This window comes from Pseudomonas fluorescens, from assembly GCF_019212185.1.
In the GTDB taxonomy this organism is placed as follows: domain Bacteria; phylum Pseudomonadota; class Gammaproteobacteria; order Pseudomonadales; family Pseudomonadaceae; genus Aquipseudomonas.
In genome coordinates, this window is record NZ_CP078138.1 from 5,197,038 (window position 1) to 5,217,990 (window position 20,953).

The 20,953-nt window shown below is 61.8% G+C and carries 21 protein-coding genes; 9 read left to right on the forward strand and 12 right to left on the reverse strand.

The genetic code is table 11. The features are described from left to right. Window positions 1-2 precede the first annotated feature (2 nt). The 3 genes from KW062_RS23275 to KW062_RS23285 all read left to right on the forward strand — a co-directional run bounded on the left by KW062_RS23275 (window position 3) and on the right by KW062_RS23285 (window position 2,852). A complete protein-coding gene (locus KW062_RS23275; protein ID WP_027619784.1) occupies window positions 3-1,328 on the forward strand; it encodes an MFS transporter in 1,326 nt (441 codons plus the stop codon). A gap of 315 nt (window positions 1,329-1,643) precedes the next feature. Then, window positions 1,644-2,093 (forward strand): heme utilization protein, encoded by a 450-nt coding sequence (locus tag KW062_RS23280; protein WP_218424811.1) that lies wholly within the window; start codon window positions 1,644-1,646, stop codon window positions 2,091-2,093. Window positions 2,094-2,219: 126 nt separating this feature from the next. After that, window positions 2,220-2,852, forward strand: a complete 633-nt coding sequence (locus KW062_RS23285) for a flavin reductase family protein (RefSeq protein ID WP_105753889.1) — start codon at window positions 2,220-2,222, stop codon at window positions 2,850-2,852. Between the two features lie 9 nt (window positions 2,853-2,861). Here the strand turns inward: KW062_RS23285 and KW062_RS23290 are convergent, their stop codons facing one another. Further along, window positions 2,862-3,125 (reverse strand): hypothetical protein, encoded by a 264-nt coding sequence (locus tag KW062_RS23290; protein WP_033866292.1) that lies wholly within the window; start codon window positions 3,123-3,125, stop codon window positions 2,862-2,864. A 9-nt stretch (window positions 3,126-3,134) separates the two neighbouring features. Then, the gene (locus KW062_RS23295) at window positions 3,135-3,500 is read right to left on the reverse strand and encodes a putative quinol monooxygenase (protein ID WP_027619781.1); all 366 of its coding nucleotides are present in this window, start codon (window positions 3,498-3,500) and stop codon (window positions 3,135-3,137) included. A gap of 333 nt (window positions 3,501-3,833) precedes the next feature. Between KW062_RS23295 and KW062_RS23300 the strand changes: the two genes are divergently transcribed. Beyond that, a complete protein-coding gene (locus KW062_RS23300; protein ID WP_105753890.1) occupies window positions 3,834-4,763 on the forward strand; it encodes an AraC family transcriptional regulator in 930 nt (309 codons plus the stop codon). 146 nt (window positions 4,764-4,909) lie between these two features. On the opposite strand, the gene KW062_RS23305 is transcribed toward KW062_RS23300, so the two are convergent. The 6 genes from KW062_RS23305 to KW062_RS23330 all read right to left on the reverse strand — a co-directional run bounded on the left by KW062_RS23305 (window position 4,910) and on the right by KW062_RS23330 (window position 12,258). After that, window positions 4,910-5,965: an ABC transporter ATP-binding protein gene (locus KW062_RS23305; protein WP_027619779.1), complete on the reverse strand. Its 1,056-nt coding sequence runs from the start codon at window positions 5,963-5,965 to the stop codon at window positions 4,910-4,912. A 17-nt stretch (window positions 5,966-5,982) separates the two neighbouring features. Beyond that, the gene (locus KW062_RS23310) at window positions 5,983-6,831 is read right to left on the reverse strand and encodes an ABC transporter permease (protein ID WP_027619778.1); all 849 of its coding nucleotides are present in this window, start codon (window positions 6,829-6,831) and stop codon (window positions 5,983-5,985) included. Next, a complete protein-coding gene (locus tag KW062_RS23315; protein WP_105753891.1) occupies window positions 6,828-7,736 on the reverse strand; it encodes an ABC transporter permease in 909 nt (302 codons plus the stop codon). The genes KW062_RS23310 and KW062_RS23315 overlap by 4 nt, the downstream gene beginning before the upstream one ends. A 131-nt stretch (window positions 7,737-7,867) precedes the next feature. Beyond that, window positions 7,868-8,971, reverse strand: coding sequence for an ABC transporter substrate-binding protein (locus KW062_RS23320; RefSeq protein ID WP_027619776.1), 1,104 nt, complete (start codon window positions 8,969-8,971; stop codon window positions 7,868-7,870). Window positions 8,972-9,175: 204 nt separating this feature from the next. Beyond that, window positions 9,176-10,624, reverse strand: coding sequence for an aldehyde dehydrogenase family protein (locus tag KW062_RS23325; protein ID WP_027619775.1), 1,449 nt, complete (start codon window positions 10,622-10,624; stop codon window positions 9,176-9,178). Next, on the reverse strand, window positions 10,621-12,258 hold the full coding sequence (locus KW062_RS23330) for a 5-guanidino-2-oxopentanoate decarboxylase (protein WP_027619774.1): 1,638 nt from the start codon (window positions 12,256-12,258) through the stop codon (window positions 10,621-10,623). Before KW062_RS23330 ends, KW062_RS23325 begins: the two co-directional genes overlap by 4 nt. Before the next feature lie 159 nt (window positions 12,259-12,417). Between KW062_RS23330 and KW062_RS23335 the strand changes: the two genes are divergently transcribed. Beyond that, window positions 12,418-13,299 carry a LysR substrate-binding domain-containing protein gene (locus tag KW062_RS23335; protein ID WP_105753893.1) on the forward strand — a complete coding sequence of 294 codons (882 nt, stop codon included), beginning with the start codon at window positions 12,418-12,420 and terminating at the stop codon, window positions 13,297-13,299. A gap of 6 nt (window positions 13,300-13,305) precedes the next feature. Here the strand turns inward: KW062_RS23335 and KW062_RS23340 are convergent, their stop codons facing one another. After that, window positions 13,306-13,920 carry an NAD(P)-dependent oxidoreductase gene (locus tag KW062_RS23340; RefSeq protein WP_027619772.1) on the reverse strand — a complete coding sequence of 205 codons (615 nt, stop codon included), beginning with the start codon at window positions 13,918-13,920 and terminating at the stop codon, window positions 13,306-13,308. Between the two features lie 37 nt (window positions 13,921-13,957). After that, on the reverse strand, window positions 13,958-14,839 hold the full coding sequence (locus KW062_RS23345) for an MBL fold metallo-hydrolase (RefSeq protein WP_105753894.1): 882 nt from the start codon (window positions 14,837-14,839) through the stop codon (window positions 13,958-13,960). Between the two features lie 115 nt (window positions 14,840-14,954). On the opposite strand from KW062_RS23345, the gene KW062_RS23350 reads away from it, so the two are divergent. Both KW062_RS23350 and KW062_RS23355 read left to right on the forward strand, forming a co-directional pair. Beyond that, window positions 14,955-15,860: a LysR family transcriptional regulator gene (locus KW062_RS23350; RefSeq protein ID WP_105753895.1), complete on the forward strand. Its 906-nt coding sequence runs from the start codon at window positions 14,955-14,957 to the stop codon at window positions 15,858-15,860. Between the two features lie 124 nt (window positions 15,861-15,984). Further along, window positions 15,985-16,161 carry a hypothetical protein gene (locus tag KW062_RS23355; RefSeq protein WP_177327260.1) on the forward strand — a complete coding sequence of 59 codons (177 nt, stop codon included), beginning with the start codon at window positions 15,985-15,987 and terminating at the stop codon, window positions 16,159-16,161. Between the two features lies 1 nt (window position 16,162). Here KW062_RS23355 and KW062_RS23360 read toward each other — a convergent pair whose 3' ends face one another. After that, a complete protein-coding gene (locus KW062_RS23360; protein WP_027619769.1) occupies window positions 16,163-17,059 on the reverse strand; it encodes a helix-turn-helix domain-containing protein in 897 nt (298 codons plus the stop codon). Between the two features lie 177 nt (window positions 17,060-17,236). Here KW062_RS23360 and pobA point away from each other — a divergent pair, with 177 nt between their 5' ends. Beyond that, entirely contained in the window at window positions 17,237-18,430 is a 1,194-nt protein-coding gene (pobA, locus tag KW062_RS23365) for a 4-hydroxybenzoate 3-monooxygenase (RefSeq protein ID WP_027619768.1), read from the forward strand. Between the two features lie 78 nt (window positions 18,431-18,508). Then, entirely contained in the window at window positions 18,509-20,026 is a 1,518-nt protein-coding gene (locus KW062_RS23370) for an MDR family MFS transporter (protein WP_105753896.1), read from the forward strand. Between the two features lie 13 nt (window positions 20,027-20,039). On the opposite strand, the gene KW062_RS23375 is transcribed toward KW062_RS23370, so the two are convergent. Beyond that, window positions 20,040-20,891, reverse strand: coding sequence for a cache domain-containing protein (locus KW062_RS23375; RefSeq protein ID WP_105753897.1), 852 nt, complete (start codon window positions 20,889-20,891; stop codon window positions 20,040-20,042). Window positions 20,892-20,953 lie beyond the last annotated feature (62 nt).

Below are 20,953 nucleotides of genomic sequence, written 5' to 3' on the forward strand. Positions count from 1 at the left end.
TCATGGATAACTCACAAACCCTGTCTGGCGGGGCTGCCGCTGCCACTGCGTCTGCCAAACCAAGAACCACCGCCAGCCGCATCAAATCGATCTTCAGCGGATCGGTGGGCAACATGGTCGAGTGGTACGACTGGTACGTCTACGCTGCCTTCTCCCTGTACTTCGCAAAAACCTTCTTCCCTGCCGGTTCGACCACCGCCCAGTTGATGAACACTGCGGCGATCTTCGCCGTTGGCTTTCTGATGCGCCCGATCGGTGGCTGGCTGATGGGCCTGTACGCCGACAAAGTCGGACGCAAGAAGGCCTTGATGGCCTCGGTCTATCTGATGTGCTTCGGCTCCCTGCTGATCGCCTTGAGCCCGGGCTATGAAACCATCGGCATCGGTGCGCCGATCCTGCTGATCTTCGCGCGCTTGCTGCAAGGCCTGTCGGTCGGCGGCGAGTACGGCACCTCGGCCACCTACCTCAGCGAGATGGCGACCAAGGAACGTCGCGGCTTTTTCTCCAGCTTCCAGTACGTGACCCTGATCTCCGGCCAGCTCATCGCGCTGGGCGTGCTGATCCTGCTGCAGAACGTCCTGACCACCGAGCAGTTGTATGCCTGGGGCTGGCGTATCCCGTTCGCCATCGGCGCGCTGTGTGCGGTCGTCGCGCTCTACCTGCGTCGTGGCATGGAAGAGACCGAGTCGTTCACCAAGAAGGAAAAATCCAAGGAAAGCGCGATGCGCACCTTGATGCGTCACCCCAAGGAACTGCTGACCGTCGTCGGTCTGACCATGGGCGGCACCCTGGCGTTCTACACCTACACCACCTACATGCAGAAGTACCTGGTGAACACGGTGGGCATGAGCATCAGCGATTCGACCACCATTTCGGCAGCGACACTGTTCCTGTTCATGTGTCTGCAGCCAATCATCGGCGGCCTGTCGGACAAGATCGGCCGTCGTCCGATCCTGATCGCCTTCGGTGTCCTGGGCACCCTGTTCACCGTGCCGATCCTGATGACCCTGCACACCATCCAGACCTGGTGGGGCGCGTTCTTCCTGATCATGGCCGCGCTGATCATCGTCAGCGGCTACACCTCGATCAACGCCGTGGTCAAAGCCGAACTGTTCCCGACCGAAATCCGCGCCCTGGGTGTCGGCCTGCCGTACGCACTGACCGTTTCCCTGTTCGGCGGTACCGCTGAATACATCGCCCTGTGGTTCAAGAGCATCGGCATGGAAACCGGCTACTACTGGTACGTCACCGCGTGCATCGCCGTGTCGTTGGTGGTCTATGTGACCATGAAGGACACCCGCAAGCACTCGCGTATCGAAACCGACTGATCCCCTTCTCGCCGGCCTGCCGGCGAACCCTGCACGGCGGTGTGTCCGACACACCGCCATCGCAACTTCCCGCCTCCCGCACATCTTCTGCCAACTGCCGCGAGCCGATTAATCGTCCGTTAATTGCGCCTTGGCATTCTGTTGTCATCTGAATCCCTATCGACGTCCTGCTCGCCGCTCGCCTTTCGCGACGACATAGACATCGATTAATTCGATAGATAAAGGCAATTTTTTGCGCTTTTTAATCAAATTCATCCGCGTAGTATGAACTCCATACCCCACGCACAAAACGTCAACGAACCTGGAGCACACACCATGAAAACCAAACTGATCCTTGCCCTGACCCTCTCCGTACTGGCCGCCAACACCTTCGCCGCCGATGGTTTTGACCGCACCGGTTCCGCTATCGCCGCTGATGGTTATGACCGTACGGGTGCCGCCACTGTCGCTGCAGACGGCTTCGACCGCACAGGTTCCGCCACCGTCGCTGAAGATGGCTTCGACCGCACCGGTTCCGCCACCGTCGCTGAAGATGGCTTCGACCGCACCGGTTCCGCCACCGTCGCTGAAGATGGCTTCGACCGCACCGGTTCCGCCACCGTCGCTGAAGATGGCTTCGACCGCACCGGTTCCGCCACCGTCGCTGAAGATGGCTTCGACCGCACCGGTTCCGCCACCGTCGCCCAGGACGGCTTCGATCGCACCGGTTCCGCCACCGTCGCCCAGGACGGCTTCGATCGCACCGGTTCGGCTTCCATCAGCTGAATCCTGGTTGCGGCATCACAGCCCGGCTTCGGCCGGGCTTAGTCTTTTTGCCCCAAGCCATCCCGCTGGAATTAACCGCTCTAGCCCGGCACTATGGCAGCCCACGCCCTTCCTGGAACCGACGCCATGCCTGACGACATTCATTTCTATGAGCCTGCCCTGGGTCACGGCCTGCCCCATGACCCGTTCAATGCCATCGTCGGCCCTCGCCCCATCGGCTGGATTTCTTCGCAGGATGCCCAGGGCCAGTTGAATCTGGCGCCCTACAGTTTTTTCAACGCGTTCAACTACATTCCGCCGATCATCGGGTTCTCCAGCGTGGGCCGTAAAGACAGCCTGAACAACATCGAGCAGACCGGTGAGTTCGTCTGGAACCTGGCCACTCGCCCCCTCGCCGAACAGATGAACCAGAGCTGTGCGATGGTCCCCGCCGACGTCAACGAATTCGAACTGGCCGGGCTGACCCCGGTGGCGTCGAAAATCATTCAGGTACCGCGCGTCGCCGAAAGTCCGGTGTCCTTCGAATGCAAGGTCACGCAGATCATTCAGTTGCAGCGGGCGGATGGCAACGTGGTGCCGAGCTGGCTGATCCTCGGCGAAGTAGTCGCCGTACATATCGCCAAGTGGCTGCTCAAGGATGGAATCTACGACACCGCCGCGGCAGAACCGATTCTGCGCGGCGGCGGTCCGGCGGATTATTTCCAGCTGGGCCCGGAGGCCCTGTTCAAGATGTACCGTCCGGGGGCTAACAGGGCCTGAACCTGGTTTTTACCAAACCAGCTCGCCGTCTTCGTTGACGTCTTTCAACAGTGCCAGTTGCTGCTCGGCCGCCAGGTCGGCGTCAAGGGCGGTCTTGAAGGTCTGGTCGACGAGGACCTTGTTGAAGCGCGGGGCGCCCATGCCACCGAGTGCCTTGACGGCGATGGCGGCGGTGTAACCTGTGTCACCGCGCACAGCGGCGGAAACGGCTTCGAACTGGGCAAACTCTTTACGTGCCATGTTGCGGATCCTGGCCAATGGAAAGTCGGCCATTCTAAACCGTCAACTGGCCCATTGCTGCACGGCCGGTGCATCGGCCAAGCGATAACTGCCACGGGCCTGCTCGGCCGAGACGTCACTGAAGGTGTGTAAGTCCAGGCTATTAACCACCAACTCCTGCACCAACTCACTGAACACCACCATCGCCGGGCTGCTGAAATAGGCAGTCATCGCCGTTTGATCGACCCAAAACCCGGAGACCAGCCACAACTCGGGATCACACAGCGACTGCTGCAACGCAAAGTGCAGGCAACCCTTGGCCTGGCGCGATGGCTCGATCAGGCTGCTCAGACGCGCGCCCAACTCCAAGGAGCGACCTGCTTGGGCTCGGACAAACGCCATATGGCTGACGGGGATTTGAATGGACATGTTCGACGCTCCCTGGGGTGTATAAGCAGCAGCCTGAGAGAAGCTGCGACAGGAACCGAGATTAAGCGAGTGGCTCAAGGCCCGTTAGTCGATTCCTGCCGGCTTGTTGCACAATCCTGCAGCCGCTCACTAAAAGCCCTTCATCCGCTGCCCACCTCCGCATTAACGGCTCAGTAGCGTTTCAAGCAACCTCCACTGCCTGTTACGGCTGTTCCATGCAGCAGATCTCTTGTTCCAGCAGAATCAGGCAAGATTGCGACAGGATCTGCCTACCACCCGATCTTGCACAAATTTAAGCTATACCTCTGTCACCTGCCTTGCCGAGGAGCACCCATGTCATCCCAGGAATGCATCCATGCCCCGCTGGACGCCAACATGGAAAAGCAGCGCGAGGAGCTCTCGGTAATTATCCGTCGCAACACCTGCGAGGACGGCAGCTATGCCACCGCCATCAGTTCATTGATCCTTTCGCGCCACAGCCAACCCCACACCTTTGCCCCGGTGCTTGCACAACCAGCGCTGTGCATCATGGCCCAGGGTCGCAAGCAAGTGCGGCTGGTGGACGAGGTGTTCGACTACGACCCGCTCAACTACCTGGTGGTCTCGGTGTCAATGCCCCTCAGCGGGCAGATTGTGGACGTTTCGCCCGAGGCGCCGATCCTCGCCGTACGCCTGGACATCGACCCGGCGGAAATCACCGCCTTGATCGCCGACGCGGGCCCCCTCGGCGTGCCCACCCGTCCCGCCGGGCGCGGCTTGTATGTCGAGCAGTTGGATCAGCCAATGCTCGACGCAGTGCTGCGCCTGGCGCGCCTGCTGGACACGCCGAAAGACATCGCCATGCTGGCGCCGCTGATACGCCGCGAAATTCTCTATCGTCTGCTGCGCAGTCCCCAGGGCCATCGGCTGTACGAAATCGCGATTGCCAATAGCCAGAGTCATCGCATCAGCCAGGCGATCAAATGGCTCAACGGCAACTACGAGCAGCCGCTGCGCATCGACGACCTGGCCAGGGAAGTGAACCTCAGCGTGTCGACCCTGCACCATCGTTTCAAGGCAATGACCGCCATGAGCCCGCTGCAGTATCAGAAGCAACTGCGCCTGCAAGAGGCACGGCGGTTGATGCTGGCCGAAGGTCTCGACGCCTCGGCCGCTGGTTACCGGGTCGGCTACGAAAGCCCCTCGCAGTTCAGCCGCGAATACAGCCGGCTGTTCGGCGCCCCGCCGTTGCGGGATCTGGCGCGGTTGCGGCTGTCGGTTTGATCTGGTTTCTTTGCAAGCAGTACCGGCCCCATCGCGAGCAGGCTCGCTCCTACAATAGTTAGTGGTGAACACAAAACCTGTAGGAGCAGCCCGGGCGGCGTTCCGCTGCTCGCGATGAGGCCAGCAATAACACCCTAAAATCCGGATCAGGCCCCGAGCACCCGACACGCCTCCACCGGCAAGGTCACCGACACCGGATTGCCAATACCCAAACCAATCCCCTGACACGGCGTACTCAGCGCCGTAAACGACACCCCGGAACACTCCACCGTGGTCTCGATGGTCGCGCCGATATCGCGCACAAACGTCACCTTGCCCAACAACCGATTGCCGGCCGTGGCCTGTGGCGCCGACAGTTGCAGGTCTTCCGGACGAATCAGCATCTTCACTTTTTCCCCGGCCACAATGCTGCTGCAGATCGGCACTTGCAGCGCATCACCACCCGGCAGACTGACCCTGCCGTTACCCAGCACCGTGGCCGGGAAGATGTTGCCGGAACCGATGAAATCCGCGACAAACTCGTTGGCCGGATGCCGGTAGATCTCGATCGGCGTGCCGATCTGCTGGATCCGATGCTCACCCAGGACGACCACGATATCGGCCATGGTCATGGCTTCACGCTGGTCGTGAGTGACCATGATGGTGGTGATGTTCAGCCGTTGCTGCAGTTGGCGGATTTCCACCTGCATCGACTCGCGCAGCTTGGCGTCGAGCGCCGACAGCGGCTCGTCGAGCAGCAGGATTTTTGGGTGTGAGGCGATCGCCCTGGCAATCGCTACACGCTGGCGCTGGCCGCCGGACAACTTGGCCACCGGGCGATTGATCATCGCTTGCAGCTGGATCAGCTCCAGCAACTCCACCACCCGCGCCTGCTGCTCGGCCTTGCTCACGCCGCGCAATTTCAACGGATAAGCGATGTTCTCGCCCACGCTCATGTGCGGGAACAGCGCCAGGGATTGAAACACCATGCCGAAATTGCGCTGATGTGCCGGGGTGTTGCCGATGTCTTCGCCGTCCAGGCGAATTTCCCCGCCACTCAGGGTTTCCAGGCCGGCGATCATCCGCAGCAAGGTGGTTTTGCCGCAGCCCGAAGGCCCGAGAAAACACACCAGCTTGCCCTCGGGCAGGTGCAGGTTGACGTCCTTGACCGCGCAGGCCGAGCCGTAGTGCTTTTCGACGTTTTCCAGAATCAGACCAGTCATGTACATCACCTCCAGCATCAAAACGAAACGCCGCCTTCACCCACCAGCTTCTCCAACGCCCAAATCAGGACGAAGTCGATCAGCACAATGAGCACGGCAAAGGAAAATACGGTGGGGTCCAGCGAGGACACGGTGCGGCTGTACATCCAGATCGGCACCGTCATCACATCGATGGTGTAGAGGAAGTAGGTCACGGTGAATTCGTTGAACGAGACGATGAACGCCAGCAGCATCCCGGCGAGGATCCCCGATTTCATCAGCGGCACCACCACATCGAACATCGCCCGGGTCGGCGAGGCGCCGAGCATCTGAGCGGCCTCTTCGACCTCGGTGCCGATCGACAGCATCGCCGCCGTGCAGTTTTTCACCACGAACGGCAACGCCAGGATTACGTGGGCGATCACCAGACGCGAGGTGGTCATCTGGAACGGCAGGCTGTCGAACACCAGCAGCAGGGCCAGGCCCAGCACCACCATCGGGAACACCAGTGGCAGCGACATCAGTTGCAGGGCCACGGCCTTGCCGCGGAACTCGCAGCGAGTCAGGGCATAGGCTGCGGGCACCGCAATCAGCGTGGCAAAGACCATGGTCAGGCACGACACCATGAGGCTGGTGGTCATCGCCTTGCCCAGGCTCAGCACATCGCTGGCGTCCGGTGAAACGAAGGTGTGCCAGGCCGCCTTGTACCATTGCAGGCTGTAGCTGCTTGGCGGGAAGTCGAGGTTGGAGGCGCCACTGAAGGACATGACGATCATGGTCAGGATCGGCAATACCGCCAGCAGCAGGATGAAGCCCGAGAGGATCCCGGCGAACTTGCCGCTGTCGCCGGGCAGCAGCGACTGACGCTTTTTGATCAGGGTGCTCATTGCGAAGTCTCCAGCAGGCGCCGACGACGGCCAGTGATGTATTCGGAGAAGGTCATGATCGCCAACGTGGTGACGATCAGCACCACCCCGGCGGCGGAGGCGGCGGGCCAGTTCATCAGCGGCGCGATCTGGTCGTGCACCATCACCGCAAGCATCGGCACTCGGCGGCCACCGAGCAGCAAGGGCACGACGAAGCTGCTGGCGTTGTAGGCGAACACCAGGGTCGCGCCGGTGATGATCCCCGGCAGGCTCATCGGCAGCACCACCTGACGGAACACCTGCAGGCGGCTGGCACCGAGGGTTGCGGCGGCCTCTTCGTAACTGCGCGACACCCCGCGCATGGCGCTGGCAATCGGCAGCACGGCCAAGGGGAAGGCGGTCTGCACCAGGCCCATCAACACGCCGTTCTGGTTGTACAGCAGCATGATCGGTCGCTTGATCAACCCCAGGCCCATCAGCGCCTGGTTGAGCATCCCGCCCGGCCCGAGAATCACCAGCCAGCCGTAGCTTTGCAGCAACAGGTTGACCAGCAGCGGCAACAGCACCGCGGCGAGAAAGATCCGTCGCACGAAGGGCGAGGTCAGGCGCGACATGGTGTACGCCACCGGAATCGCCAGCAGCACGGCGATCACCGCACTGATCAGCGCCAGGCGCAGGGTCAACAGCAACGACTTGAGGTAATACGGTTCCAGCAGTTGGGCATAACTGGCGAGGCTGAATCCGCTCCACTCGGCGCCCTTGGTGCCCACGCTCATGCGCAGCACCAGCAGGCTGGCGGCGATCAATACGCCGAGAAACAGCATCGAGGGCGAAAGGAAAAACCAGGCGCGGGTGGTGGGCGAAAAGCCGGATGTCGCGCGCACGGGGGCAACACTCACCACGTGGGTCAGGGGTTGGTGTTCCATAGCAAAGGTCTCGTCAATGGAAAGCGGCTGATGAACAAAAGACCTCCAGACGCATGGGTCCCCTTGTGGGAGCGCCGCCCGGGCTGCTCCCACAGAGGATCTTCAGTGTTTGAAGATCCTGTGTTCGTCAATCAGGAAGAAAAGATTTCCGTGTAACGACGAATCCATTGGTCATGCACGCTCGCCAGGAAGGCGTTGTCGTGCATGATCGCCTTCTCGGCGATCTGCTCCGGCGTCAGGATGTACGGGCTCTTGCGCGCTTCGGCGGAGATGATTGCCTTGGCGTTGACCGGGCCGTTGAAGATGTCTTCGGCCATTTTGCCCTGGACCAGCGGGTCCAGCGAATGGTCGATAAAGGCGTAGGCCAGGTCGGTATCGCCGGGACGATTCTTCGGCATCACCGAGAGCATCAGGTCGGTGTAGAAGCCTTCCTTCATACCGAAGGTGGCACCCAGGCCATAGGCCGGATCGCGGATCTGTTTCGGGAAGAACGCCGGGGCGTACAGGCCGCCCATGTCCAGCGAGCCGGTGCGAAACAGTTCGGCGATCTGGTTGGGGTTTTCGCCCAGGGTCACCACCCGATCCTTGAGCTCGGCGAGCTTCTTGAAGCCCGGCTCGATGTTGTGTTCGTCACCACCTGCGAGTTTCGCGGCAATAATGATCAGGTCCATGGCCTCGGTCCAGTTCGGTGGCGGCAGGAAGATGTTTGGCGCCAGGTCGGCATCCCACAGCGCGGCGTAGCTGCTCGGCACCTCCTGCAGGGTACGGGTGCTGTAGACCAGGCTGTTGCACCACAGCAGGTAGCCGATGCCGTGTCCACCGGCGCCGGTGCGGTATTTCTCCGGCACGTCGAGCAGGTTGGGGATGCGATTGAGGTCGGGTTTTTCCAGCAGCCCGGCGGCGGCCAGACCTTCGGCGCCGACCCCGGCCAGGGTGATGATGTCGTATTGCGGACGATCGCCACCGGCCTTGAGTTTGGCGACCATTTCCGAGGTGCTGCCGGTGCGGTCGGCGATCACCTTGGCACCGGTCTTGGCTTCGAAAGTCGCAGCAATGTTGCGCAGCGCCGCCAGCCCGGTGTCGTCCGACCAGGTCAACAGCCGCAGGGTCTTGCCCTGGAAGCGTGTGTCGCTGGCACTGGCACGGATAAACGGCATGCTCATGGCCGCCGCAGCGACCGAAGCGACACCCACGGTCTTGATGAATTGCCTTCTGTTCAGGTCATGCTGGCCCATGGAGGACTCCCTTTATTGTTGTAGGTATAAGGTGGCTGCATCCCTTGCGAGCGCATCTCCAATCCGCTGCCAGGCCCGGTGTTGCAGGGGCTCTGGCGGCATCCGCAGGCACATCCTGAGGGCCTGCAAAACGCGCAACAATCGATAAAAAATCATTGGAGCCATGTCGCCGATGCATGCCTGGCGAGCAGGCATGCACGGCACTCAAATGGCGCGGACCACGTGCTTGATTTCCTGAAATGCCTGCAAGCCCCACGGCCCCAATTCGCGACCGATGCTGCTCTGCTTGTAGCCGCCCCAGGCGGTCTGCGGGAAGATCACCTGCGGCGCGTTGATCCACACCAACCCTGCCTGCAGGGCATTGGCGATGCGCTCGGCGTTGTGCGGATCGCCACTGACCACACTGGCCACCAGACCGAAAGGGCTGTCGTTGGCCAAGGCGATAGCCTCCTGTTCACTGGCAAAACTGCGCACACAGAGCACCGGGCCGAAGATCTCTTCGCACCACAACGCACTGTCCAGAGGCACTTCACTGAAAATCGTCGGCTGCAAAAAGTAGCCACGTGGCAGGTCCGCCGGACGCCCGCCACCGCACACCAATCTGGCCCCGGCGCTCAGGCCGCGATCGATGTGGCCGAGCACCCGCTGGTACTGCGCCTGATTAACCAGCGCGCCCATTTCCACGTCAGCCGCGAACGGATCCGCGACCCGGATAGCCTCGGCGCGAGCCTTCAAGCGCTGGAGGAATTCGTCCGCCAACTCGTCGGCCACCAGCACCCGGCTGGTGGCGGAACACATCTGTCCGGCGTTGAAAAATCCGCCCCCGCTGGCCAGTTCCACGGCCAGGTCGAGGTCGGCATCGGCCATCACCAGCAGCGAGGATTTACCGCCCAGCTCCAGGCTCACGCCCTTGACGGTTTCCGCCGCGCGCTGCATGACCTGGACCCCGACCGCATTACTGCCGGTAAATGAAATCTTCGCCAGCCGGGGATCGCCGGACAGCGGCGCACCGACCGCCAGCCCCGTACCGCAGACCAGGTTGAACACGCCTTTGGGTAAGCCACTCTCGGCGATGATCGCCGCCAGTTCCAGCTCCGGCAGCGGCGTGACTTCCGACGGTTTGAGTACCACGCAGCATCCGGCAGCCAGCGCCGGCGCGAGCTTCCATGCGGTGGTGACCATGGGGAAATTCCACGGCACGATCAGCCCGACCACACCGCAGGGTTCACGACGCACCCGCGCGGCGAACTCGTCGCTGGGCAGTGGCACCTCGCGGTCCTGACTAGCGTCGAGGCTTTCAGCCAGGCCGGCGTAGTACTCGAAAGTGGCGATCACATCGTCGACGTCGATGCCGGCTTCGAACTGTGGTTTGCCGTTGTTGCTCGACTGCAAAAACATCAGCCGTTCGCGGCGTGCCTGAACACCGCTGGCAATCGCCCGCAGGATCGCCCCGCGCTCGGCGCCGGTGCTGTTCGACCAGTCGGCAAACGCAGCACTGGCGGCGCTCACCGCCTGGTCGACCGCGTGCTCATCACCGCCGTTGACCGTGGTCAGCAGGGCTTCGGTGGCCGGGTTGATCACCCGCAAGTGCTCGGCGCCCGCCGACCATTGGCCATCGATGTAGAGTCCGTCCAGATTGATCGGGAAGCTCATGCCGACACCGCCTGCATCCACTGGTTCTGGTCGATTTCAATCAGGCTTGGGCCCTGGCGATCGACAGCGGCACGCAAGGCCTGACGCAGTTCGTCCACGCCATCGACTGCCAACGCAGCGCAACCCAGGCCCTTGGCCACGGTGATGAAATCCGGGGTATAGATGTCGACGCCAACCGGTTCGATGGCACGGTTGACCATGTATTTCTTGATCTCTTCGTAGCCCTGGTTATTCCACAGCAGGACGATCACCGGCGTGCGCGCCTCGACGGCGCTGGCCAGTTCCGGCAAGGTGAACTGCAGGCCGCCGTCGCCGATCAGACACACCACCGGCGGGCGATTGTCACGGCTGCTGCCGCCACCGAGCCACGCGCCGATTGCGGCTGGCAGTGCGTAGCCAAGGGTGCCGTAGCCGGTGGACGAGTTGAACCAGCGCCGTGGGCGTTCCGGGTTGAAGGTCAGGTTGCCGGTGTACACCGGTTGGGTCGAATCGCCGACGAACACCGCCTCGGGCAGGGTGTCCTGCACGGTCTGCAAAAACAGGGTCTGGGCCTGGGTCGGCGCATCCCACAGGGTCGCCAGTTCGGTGCGCAGGCTGGCCGCTCGGGTCGGCCCCCAATCAGCAGTGCGTGGCGCCAACGGGTGCTTGGCAATACCGTCGAGCAAGGCCTGGGCAGCGCTTTGTGCATCAGCGACCAATGCCACTTGCGGTGTGTAGTTGCGCACCGTCTGGTCCGGATCGATGTCGACACGCAGCAACGTGCCGGGAATCTCGAAGCCGCCGGCGAAGGTCACGTCGTAGTCGGTTTCCGCCAGCTCGGTGCCGATCGCCAGGACCACGTCAGCGTCCGCCACCAGGGCACGGGTAGCCACCAGAGTCTGGGTCGAACCGATCAGCAGCGGGTGACTGGACGGCAACATGCCTTTGGCATTGATGGTCAAGGCCACCGGTGCTTCCAGCTGTTCGGCCAGACGCGTCAGTTCAGGCGCGGCATCGATTGCCCCGCCACCGGCGAGAATCAACGGACGCTTGGCATTGGCCAGCAGCTCGCTCATACGTGCCACGGCCGATGGTGCGGCACCGGCGCGGGCGATGCTGACGGGTTGGCTGGACAGCAGCGCATCGGCGTCTTCCACCAACACATCCAGCGGGATCTCGATGTGCACCGGGCGCGGACGACCGGCCTGGAACAGGGCAAAAGCGCGGGCCAGCACCGCCGGCAATTCGGCCGCCGACATCAGCGTGTGGGAGAACGCCGCCACGCCCGCCACCAGTGCGCCTTGGTTCGGCAGCTCATGCAGCTTGCCGCGACCGCCGCCCAACTGGCTACGCGACTGCACACTGGAGATCACCAGCATCGGGATCGAGTCAGCATAAGCCTGGCCCATGGCGGTGGTGATATTGGTCATACCCGGGCCGGTGATGATGAAGCACACACCCGGTTTGCCGCTGGTGCGCGCATAGCCGTCGGCCATGAAACCGGCGCCCTGTTCGTGGCGCGGGGTGACATGGTTGATGCTCGAACGGGCCAGCCCACGATACAGCTCGACGGTATGCACCCCGGGAATGCCGAACACCTGCTCGACCCCGTAGCCTTCGAGTAACTTGACCAATACTTCGCCGCACGTCGCCATGTCTTTTGCCTTCTTGTTCGTTGAGACGCTGACCCCGCGCGGCACTCACAACTGCGCGGCGGAGTTCAGTCATGGCGTTATTGGAACGGTCCGCGGGTAGCCGCAACAATCGATAAAAAGTCATACTCGCCATGTCCTCACCTCATGCCTTGGCGTCCCATGAAACGACTTCCACCCCTGCCCGCCCTGCACACCTTCCTGATCACTGCCCAGTGCTGCAATTTCACCCGGGCGGCTGAGCAGTTGCATATCACCCAGGGTGCGGTGAGCCGACAGATCGGTGGGCTGGAAGAGCACTTGGGCTACGCACTGTTTCATCGCCAGGCCCGGGGCTTGAGTCTGACCGCTGAAGGTCTGGAATGGCTGCCGCGAATCCAGCAGGTGTTCGGCTTGATTGATGAGGCGGTGGAACAGGTCGGCGCGCACCGCGACACCCTGCAACTCAAGGCACCGACTTGCGTCATGCGTTGGCTGTTGCCGCGCTTGCTGCAATGGCAGAAAGAACGCCCGGATGTGCCAGTGGAGCTGACCACCACGGTGCAACACGGGATCGATTTCCATCGCGAAGAATTCGACGCCGCAGTGGTGTACGGCGCGCCACCGGATGGTGCGCTGGCGTCACTGCGGCTGTTCGACGAACAGCTGACACCGGTCTGCTCCCAGCCGCTGCTGGACGGTCCCGTACCGCTGCGCAGCCCGGCGGATCTCGAGCGCCATCTGCTGCTGCATCCAACCCGCGATCAGCGTGACTGGAAAGCCTGGCTCAAGGCGGCCGAGGTCAATCTCAGCACCGTGGGCAGGGGCCAGAACTTCGAAACCCTCGATCTGGCGATGTCGGTGGCATCACAGGGCACGGGGGTGGCGATTGGTGATTGGTCGTTGATCGGCGATGACCTGAGTGCCGGACGGCTGGTCATGCCTTTTGATTTGAAAGTGCGCACCGGGCTGGCGTACTACCTGGTGTTCCCGCACAAACCCGGGCCTTCGCCCAGGTTGCGCGAGTTGCTCGACTGGTTGGTGGTGCAGGCGCAGTCGCGCTGAGGTCAGTCAGTAGCCGACGGTGAAACGCTGACGCGAATGCACCGGTTTTTCCACTTCATCGAGCAGGGCAATTGCGAAGTCGGCGAAGCTGATCTGGCTCTGGCCTTCGCCATCCACCAGCAAGTGCTCCTTGCCCAGACGGAAGGTGCCACGGCGCTCGCCTTCGACGAACAGTGCCGACGGAGAGAGGAAGCTCCAATCCAGCTCTTGCTCCTGACGCAAGGCCTCGAGGAACTGCGCGCCAGCACTGGCTTCAGCCTTGTACTCGGCAGGGAAATTTGGCGCGTCGATCACCCGGCTACCATCGGGCAGCAACAGCGACCCGGCACCGCCGACCACCAGCAGACGCTTGACCCCAGCCTGCTTGACCGGCCCGATCACAGCGCTGGCAGGAATCGTCGCGAAATGCGCCGCGCTGATGACCACATCATGACCGGCCACGGCCGCTTGCAACGCCTGCGCATCGAGCACGTCGACGTTTTTGCTGACCACGCCCGCACGCTCGCCGAGTTTTGACGTGTCACGGGCAATGGCTGTAACGCTATGGCCGCGACGCAAGGCTTCTTCCAACAGTTGGCTACCGGCACGGCCCGTGGCACCAATGATTGCGATTTTGCTCATAAAGTTCTCCAGTGACTCAAGTGGGTAAAGAACGTTTTCACCACTGCATTTCGCCTTTGGCGACTTTGGCGCTCAGTTCCAGGGAGCTTTCCTCGCCCAGACCCGGATAACGTTTTTTCATCGCCGCAATCAGCTCGGCGGAATTCCTGGCCTTGGCGGTTTCTTCATCGAACGCGCGGATGTAGTCGGCGGTGAACTGCACCGCCTTCAACGAACGCGAGCTGTCGCCGAGGTAATGACCGGGAACCAGGGTGTTCGGTTGCAGCGCCTTGATGCTGTCCAGGGTGGTCAGCCAATCGGCATGAGACTGCACGCTTTGCGTGTCGGCCATCCACACGTGAATGTTTTCCGCGACCACCACGCCACCGACCACCGCCTTGATCGACGGGATCCAGACGAAGCTGCGATCCGGCTGCTTGCCGTCCAGGCCAATGACCTCCAGGGTCTTGCCTTCCAGGGTCAGGCTATGGCCCTGGAGTACCTCCGGCACGATGGTTTTGCCTGGCTTGTCGGCGCCCATTTTCGGGCCCCAGAACGCTACTTTGCCGTCGACGGTTTTCTTGATGTGCTCCACCGTTGGCTGCGAGGCCAGCACTTTGGCGTCGGGGAAAGCGGCAGTCAGGGTGTCCAGGCCAAAGTAGTAGTCCGGGTCACCGTGGCTGATGTAGATGGTGGTCAGGTGCTTGCCGCTGGCACGGATTTTCTCCACCACCTGTTGCGCCTGGGCCTTGCCGAATTGGGCGTCCACCAGGATCGCGTCTTTCTCGCCGCTGACCAGCACCGAACTGACCGGGAAGATCGCGTGGGTCCCCGGGTTATAGACGTCCAGGGTCAATTCGCTGCTGGCCAGTGCATGTGCCGCAAAACCAAAGAGGCTGGCAGCCAGCAGTAGGCGCTTGAGAGGGGGGAATCCGATCATGCTGTTGCTCCGTAAACGATGGGTCGTGATGGGCGATGGGGAACAGCTTAGTTGCCTGGCTCAGTACAAAAAATGCGATGCTTGAACATAGTTTGTTTCTGAAAGCGGGCAAATCATGGATCGTCTACAAGCTATGCGCGTCTTCGTCACCGTGGTCGACCTCGGCAGCCAGTCGGCTGCCGCCGATCATCTGGAGCTGTCGCGACCGGTGGTCTCGCGCTACCTGGCGGAGCTGGAAGACTGGACCGGCGCTCGTCTCATGCACCGCACCACGCGCAAATTGAGCTTGACCGCCGCTGGCAGCGAGGTGCTGCCGCGCTGTCGGCAAATGCTCGAACTGTCCAGCGACCTGCGAGCTGCCGTGCGCGAACCGGACGACGCCCCGCGCGGGCTGCTGCGCATCAGCGTCAGCACCTCGTTCGGTCAGGCGCAACTGGCCGACGCCATGGCCGATTACGTCAAGCTATACCCCGGGGTCAGCGTCGACTTGCAGATGCTCGACCGCACCGTCAATCTGGTGGACGAGCGCATCGACCTGGCGATTCGCACCAGCAACGACCTCGACCCGAACCTCATCGCCCGGCGCCTGACCGTTTGTCGCTCGGTGATCTGCGCCTCCCCCGCCTACCTGCGTGAGCATCCGGCGCCGCAGCGGGTGGAGGACCTGAGCCGGCACAACTGCCTGACACACTCCTACTTCGGCAAAAGCCTCTGGCATTTCCAGCAGGACGGCGAGCAGGTCTCGGTGCCGGTGCAGGGCAACATCAGCGCCAATGAAGCCAGCACCCTGCTGCGTGCCGCCATGGCCGGCGCCGGGGTGGCGATGCTGCCCAGTTACCAGGCCTTCGTTCATATTCACAACGGCGAGTTGGTGCGCCTGCTCTCGAATGCCGAACCACGACAGATGAACATGTACGCAGTCTATGCCTCACGCAAACACATGCCGGCGGCGCTACGCAGCCTGTTGGACTTCCTGGTGCAGCGCTTTCCCGAAGAACCACTTTGGGACAAAGGCCTGTGAGGCGCCGCGCCTCATCAACCGGCTGAATACCTGGCTACAAACGCCGACGCGGTACATGGCAACCGGCCATGGCTGACCTATGCTGATAACAGTACCTGCGGGTATTCGTTCAGAGGTTCCTGCCATGAGCATTAAAACAAGACGCTATCTGGCAATTTTGATTACCTGTACCGCCACCCTGGCGCTGTATGGCACCGCGGCCTGGCGAGTCGAGCAGGCGCGGCAACTGCCCAGAGTCTCGGCCAGTTGCGGGGTCGACCAGTGCATCCCGCACAACGCGACCCTGAATGCCTTGAGATAGATCACTCCTGATGGCCATGCTCGGCTTTCAGCCGATCACGAAAAGCCTTGGGTGACATGCCGACCCGCCGGCGAAACAGCCGGGTGAAGTTGGTCGGGTCAGAAAAGCCCAGCACATCGGACATCTCGTAGATGGTCATGCTGGTGTAGGTCAGCATGCGCTTGGCTTCGAGCAACTGCCGTTCGTGCATGATCTGCAGCGCCGGCTGTCCTGCCAGTTCGCGGCATGTACCGTTGAGGTGGGACACGGAAATCCCCAGGCGGTGCGCCAGATCCTCGACCTTCACGTGCTGACGGTAAGTCTCTTCCACCAACTGAATAAAACCGTTGAGGTATTCGCGGGCACGTTGTGGCCGTTGACTGGCCGCCCGACGCTGGATCACCTGACGGCTGACCCAGACCATGATCACGCTGACCAGCGAGTGCATGAGCATTTCGCGCGCGGGTTGATGCCCGGTGTATTCGTTCTGCAGGGCGGAAAACAGGCTGTTCAGGTACTCCGCCTGATCGCCGGCCAGGTAGCTTTCGGCCTGGGCCAGGGCGTTTACCGAGCTGCCTAACTGCGCTTGCAGGTGTGCCACCAGCGGCGCCGCCAGGGTCACGATGAAGCCCTCGATGTCCTCGCTGAAACGAAAGCCGTGGACCGACAACGCTGGCAAAATCTGGATCGCAGCCTGGTCGAGCCGGGTCACCTGGCCTTCGATTTCCAGCTCGGCCTGGCCCTTGAAGACAAACAGCAACTGGCATAAATCAGCGTGACGATGGGGTTTGATTTTCCATTGATGCTCGCGACTGCGCTGGGAAATGGTTTCGCAATGCAGCAGATCCGGGGTGGGCCAGTCGAGACTCTCTCCATAGAGCTTGAACACCGGAATCGAAGGAAGGGCAGGCTTGTTCATAACGTCAGTCCAGGCCTCAACGTAGCGGGCGATAATCGCCCCGATTGGCGAAATGTACAGGTATTGGCTCAGTTTTCACCTTCAATTGACAGACTCACAAGCGAAAAATGCAAGCACTCGATTTATAAAAACCACGCACCGGCTTTGTCCGCGTGCCGCTTGCGAGTCATAAGAACAATGAAAACATTGAAAACCCAGGTTGCCATTATTGGCGCCGGCCCCTCTGGCCTGCTGCTCGGCCAACTTCTGCACAACGCTGGCATCAGCAACGTGATCGTTGAACGCCAGACTCCGGAATACGTCCAGCAACGCATTCGTGCCGGTGTTCTGGAACAGGGCATGGTCGACTTGTTGCGCCAGGCCGGTGTCAGCCAGCGCATGGACGCCGAAGGTCTGCTGCATGGCGGCTTCCAGTTGGCACTCGGAGACCGTCAGGTGCATATCGACCTGCAGTCACTGACAGACGGCAAGCAGGTCATGATTTACGGTCAGACCGAAGTCACCCGCGATCTGATGACCGCTCGTCAGCAAGCCGGAGCAGTGACCCTCTACGAAGCCAGCAACGTCGTGCCTCACGGAATGAAATCCGCCGAGCCTTATCTGACATTTGATCAGGGTGGCGAACAATGGCGCCTGGACTGCGACTACATTGCCGGCTGTGACGGTTTCCATGGCGTGGCCCGGCAATCGATTCCCGCCGACAGCCTGAAAGTCTTCGAGCGCGTGTACCCCTTCGGCTGGCTGGGGATCCTCGCCGATACCCCGCCAGTTCACGAAGAGCTGGTCTATGCCCGCCACGAGCGCGGCTTTGCCCTGTGCAGCATGCGTTCACCGACCCGCACCCGCTATTACCTGCAAGTACCCACCGGGGAGCAGGTCGAGGACTGGTCCGACCAGCGCTTCTGGGACGAACTGAAACGCCGCCTGCCCGCTCAACTGGCCGAGACGCTCGTAACCGGGCCGTCGATCGAGAAAAGTATCGCGCCGCTGCGCAGTTTTGTCGTCGAGCCGATGCAATACGGACGGCTGTTCCTGGTAGGCGACGCCGCACACATTGTCCCGCCGACCGGGGCCAAGGGCCTGAACCTGGCGGCCAGCGATGTCAGCACGCTGTTCAACATCCTGCTCAAGGTCTACCGCGAAGAGCGCACTGACCTGCTCGAGCGCTACTCCGAAATCTGCCTGCGCCGGGTGTGGAAGGCCGAGCGTTTCTCCTGGTGGCTGACGTCGATGCTGCATACCTTCGAAGATCGCGACGCCTTCAGCCAGCGCATCAGCGATTCGGAACTGGAGTACTTCGTCGACTCCGAGGCCGGACGCAAGACCATCGCGGAAAATTACGTCGGCCTTCCTTACGAGGCTATCGAATAGCCTGCTATCGACTTACACTGGCTAGCATCCCCGCTCGCCTTTCACTTGCGGGTCAATCAGCGCCCGCAAGGTTTCCCCGTGACCCACCTGAATCCTCCCGCCCCAGCCAAACCCGCCGTTCGTAGCGTGCTGATCGCCCTGATGCTGGCGATCTTTCTGGGTGCGCTGGACCAGACCATCGTTGCCGTGTCGATGCCGGCCATTTCCGCTCAGTTCAAGGATGTCAGCCTGCTGGCCTGGGTGATCTCCGGCTACATGGTGGCGATGACCGTTGCCGTACCGATCTACGGCAAACTCGGTGATCTGTATGGCCGACGTAGATTGATGCTGTTCGGCATGGGCCTGTTCACCCTGGCCTCGCTGCTGTGTGGCCTGGCGCAGAGCATGGAGCAACTGGTGCTGGCACGGATCATCCAGGGCATCGGTGCCGGTGGGATGATTTCGGTCAGCCAGGCGATCATCGGTGACATCGTGCCACCGCGCGAACGCGGGCGTTACCAGGGCTATTTCAGCAGCATGTACGCGGTGGCGAGCGTGGCCGGGCCGGTGCTTGGCGGCTACATGACCGAATACCTGTCGTGGCGCTGGGTGTTCTTGATCAACCTGCCGCTGGGCCTCGGCGCCTGGCTGGTGGCCAATCGGACGCTGGTTGGCCTGCCAGTACCGCAACGCAAACCGGTGATCGACTATCTCGGGACCGTGCTGATGATCATCGGCCTGAGTGCCTTGTTGCTGGGCATCACCGAGTTCGGTCAGGGGTACGCCTGGAACAGCGCCGAAGTGCTCGGGCTGCTGGCCTGTGCGCTGCTGGGCCTGGCCCTGTTCGTTTGGCACGAACGGCGGTTCCGCGAGCCGCTGTTGCCTTTGCACCTGTTTGCCAATCGCAATGCGTTGCTGTGCTGGTGCACGATCTTCTTCACCAGTTTCCAGGCGATTTCGCTGATCGTGCTGATGCCGCTGCGCTTTCAAAGCGTGACCGGCGCAGGTGCCGACAGCGCCGCGCTGCACCTGTTGCCGCTGGCGATGGGCTTGCCGATGGGCGCCTATTACGCCGGGCGCCGAACGTCAGTGACCGGACGCTACAAACCAATGATCCTCACCGGCGCCCTGCTGATGCCGATCGCCATCCTCGGCATGGCCTTCAGTGCGCCACAAGCCACGTTGCTCAGCAGCCTGTGCATGCTGCTCTGCGGTATCGCCTCCGGCATGCAGTTCCCGACCTCGCTGGTAGGCACGCAAAACGCCGTCGAGCAACGGGACATAGGAGTGGCCACCAGTACCACCAACCTGTTTCGCGCCCTTGGCGGCGCGGTCGGCGTGGCCTTGATGTCGGCGCTGCTGCTGGCGCTGTTGCAGGATTCCAGCTTTGCCCACTTGGCGGGATCGGCGCTGGTGGCGGAAGGCAGCTCGGGCAATGTCCTGCTCGATGGCTTGAACGCGGCGCCGGGCGCGGAGCAACAGGCCTTGCGTGGCGAGTTGCTGCTGACCTTCCGCCATTTGCTGATGGTCAGCGCCGCGGTTTCGTTATTGGGGCTGGCGGCGGCGATTGCGATGCCCAACCAGTTGCTGCGCGGGCGTGAGCACAACGTGCGCTGAGGCGGTAACGCCATCACAACGGACTGTAATACCCCACCGCAACCAATAGATGTCCGACTTTTTTCAGGTACGCGTGCTTGTCCTCGACCTTGCCGGTCACCGGATTTTTCCAGCGGTACTCGTAATCCTCCTGATCCTGCTTGGCCATCATCGACAGGATCGGCTCCCCCACCGGCTTGCCTTCCGGGTCCTTGATCCTGGAGAAGTCGGTGTTGACCAACCTTAGGTTGGTACCATGGGCGACATAGCGCTTGGTGTCGAGATCAACCGCGAACACGTAGAGATCGTCCTGCAAGAAGCCGCCTTGCAGCGAGTTGATCGCTTTGAGCGTGCCTTTCTCGTCCTTGGACAGGTTGGCCGCGGCCTTGTCCAGCAACGCCCTGGCCTGTTCGGCTGAGGCTCGTGGCAGGTAGTAGCCGACCGCGAGAATGCGCTGACCAATACGCTGGTAGTACACGCGCTTACGCTCGACCTTGCCATCGGCCCAGTTCTGCCAACGGTATTCGGCGACCTGAATGCCGTTACCTTCCGGCACCTTCAGTGCGTCCTTGAACGCCTTGCGCAGGTCATCGCCGAGCACATCGGAGACGTCCCGGCCGATCAGTGCCGCAGAAGGCCCGCCGCTGGCGAGCATGGTGCCCTTGGTGTCGACCACGAACACGTATTTATCCTTCTCGACGAATTCGCCCTGGCGGCTGAAGGCGGCAAAGGCCTTATCGCCCTGGTCGTGGTAATAGGCCAGGGCCTTTTCCAGCAAGGCCAGCGCCGCCTTGTCGTCATCCGCAGGCTTGGCAGCGGCCTGCGCCTGCCCCAGGCACAGCAACAGCAAGCAGCCCAGCCAGACCGTTTTTTGCAAAAACCTCATTGTCCGTCCCTCGCTCTTTTAGGTGTTTCAAGAGCGTAGACGGCTGCGCAAATAATTCCGCA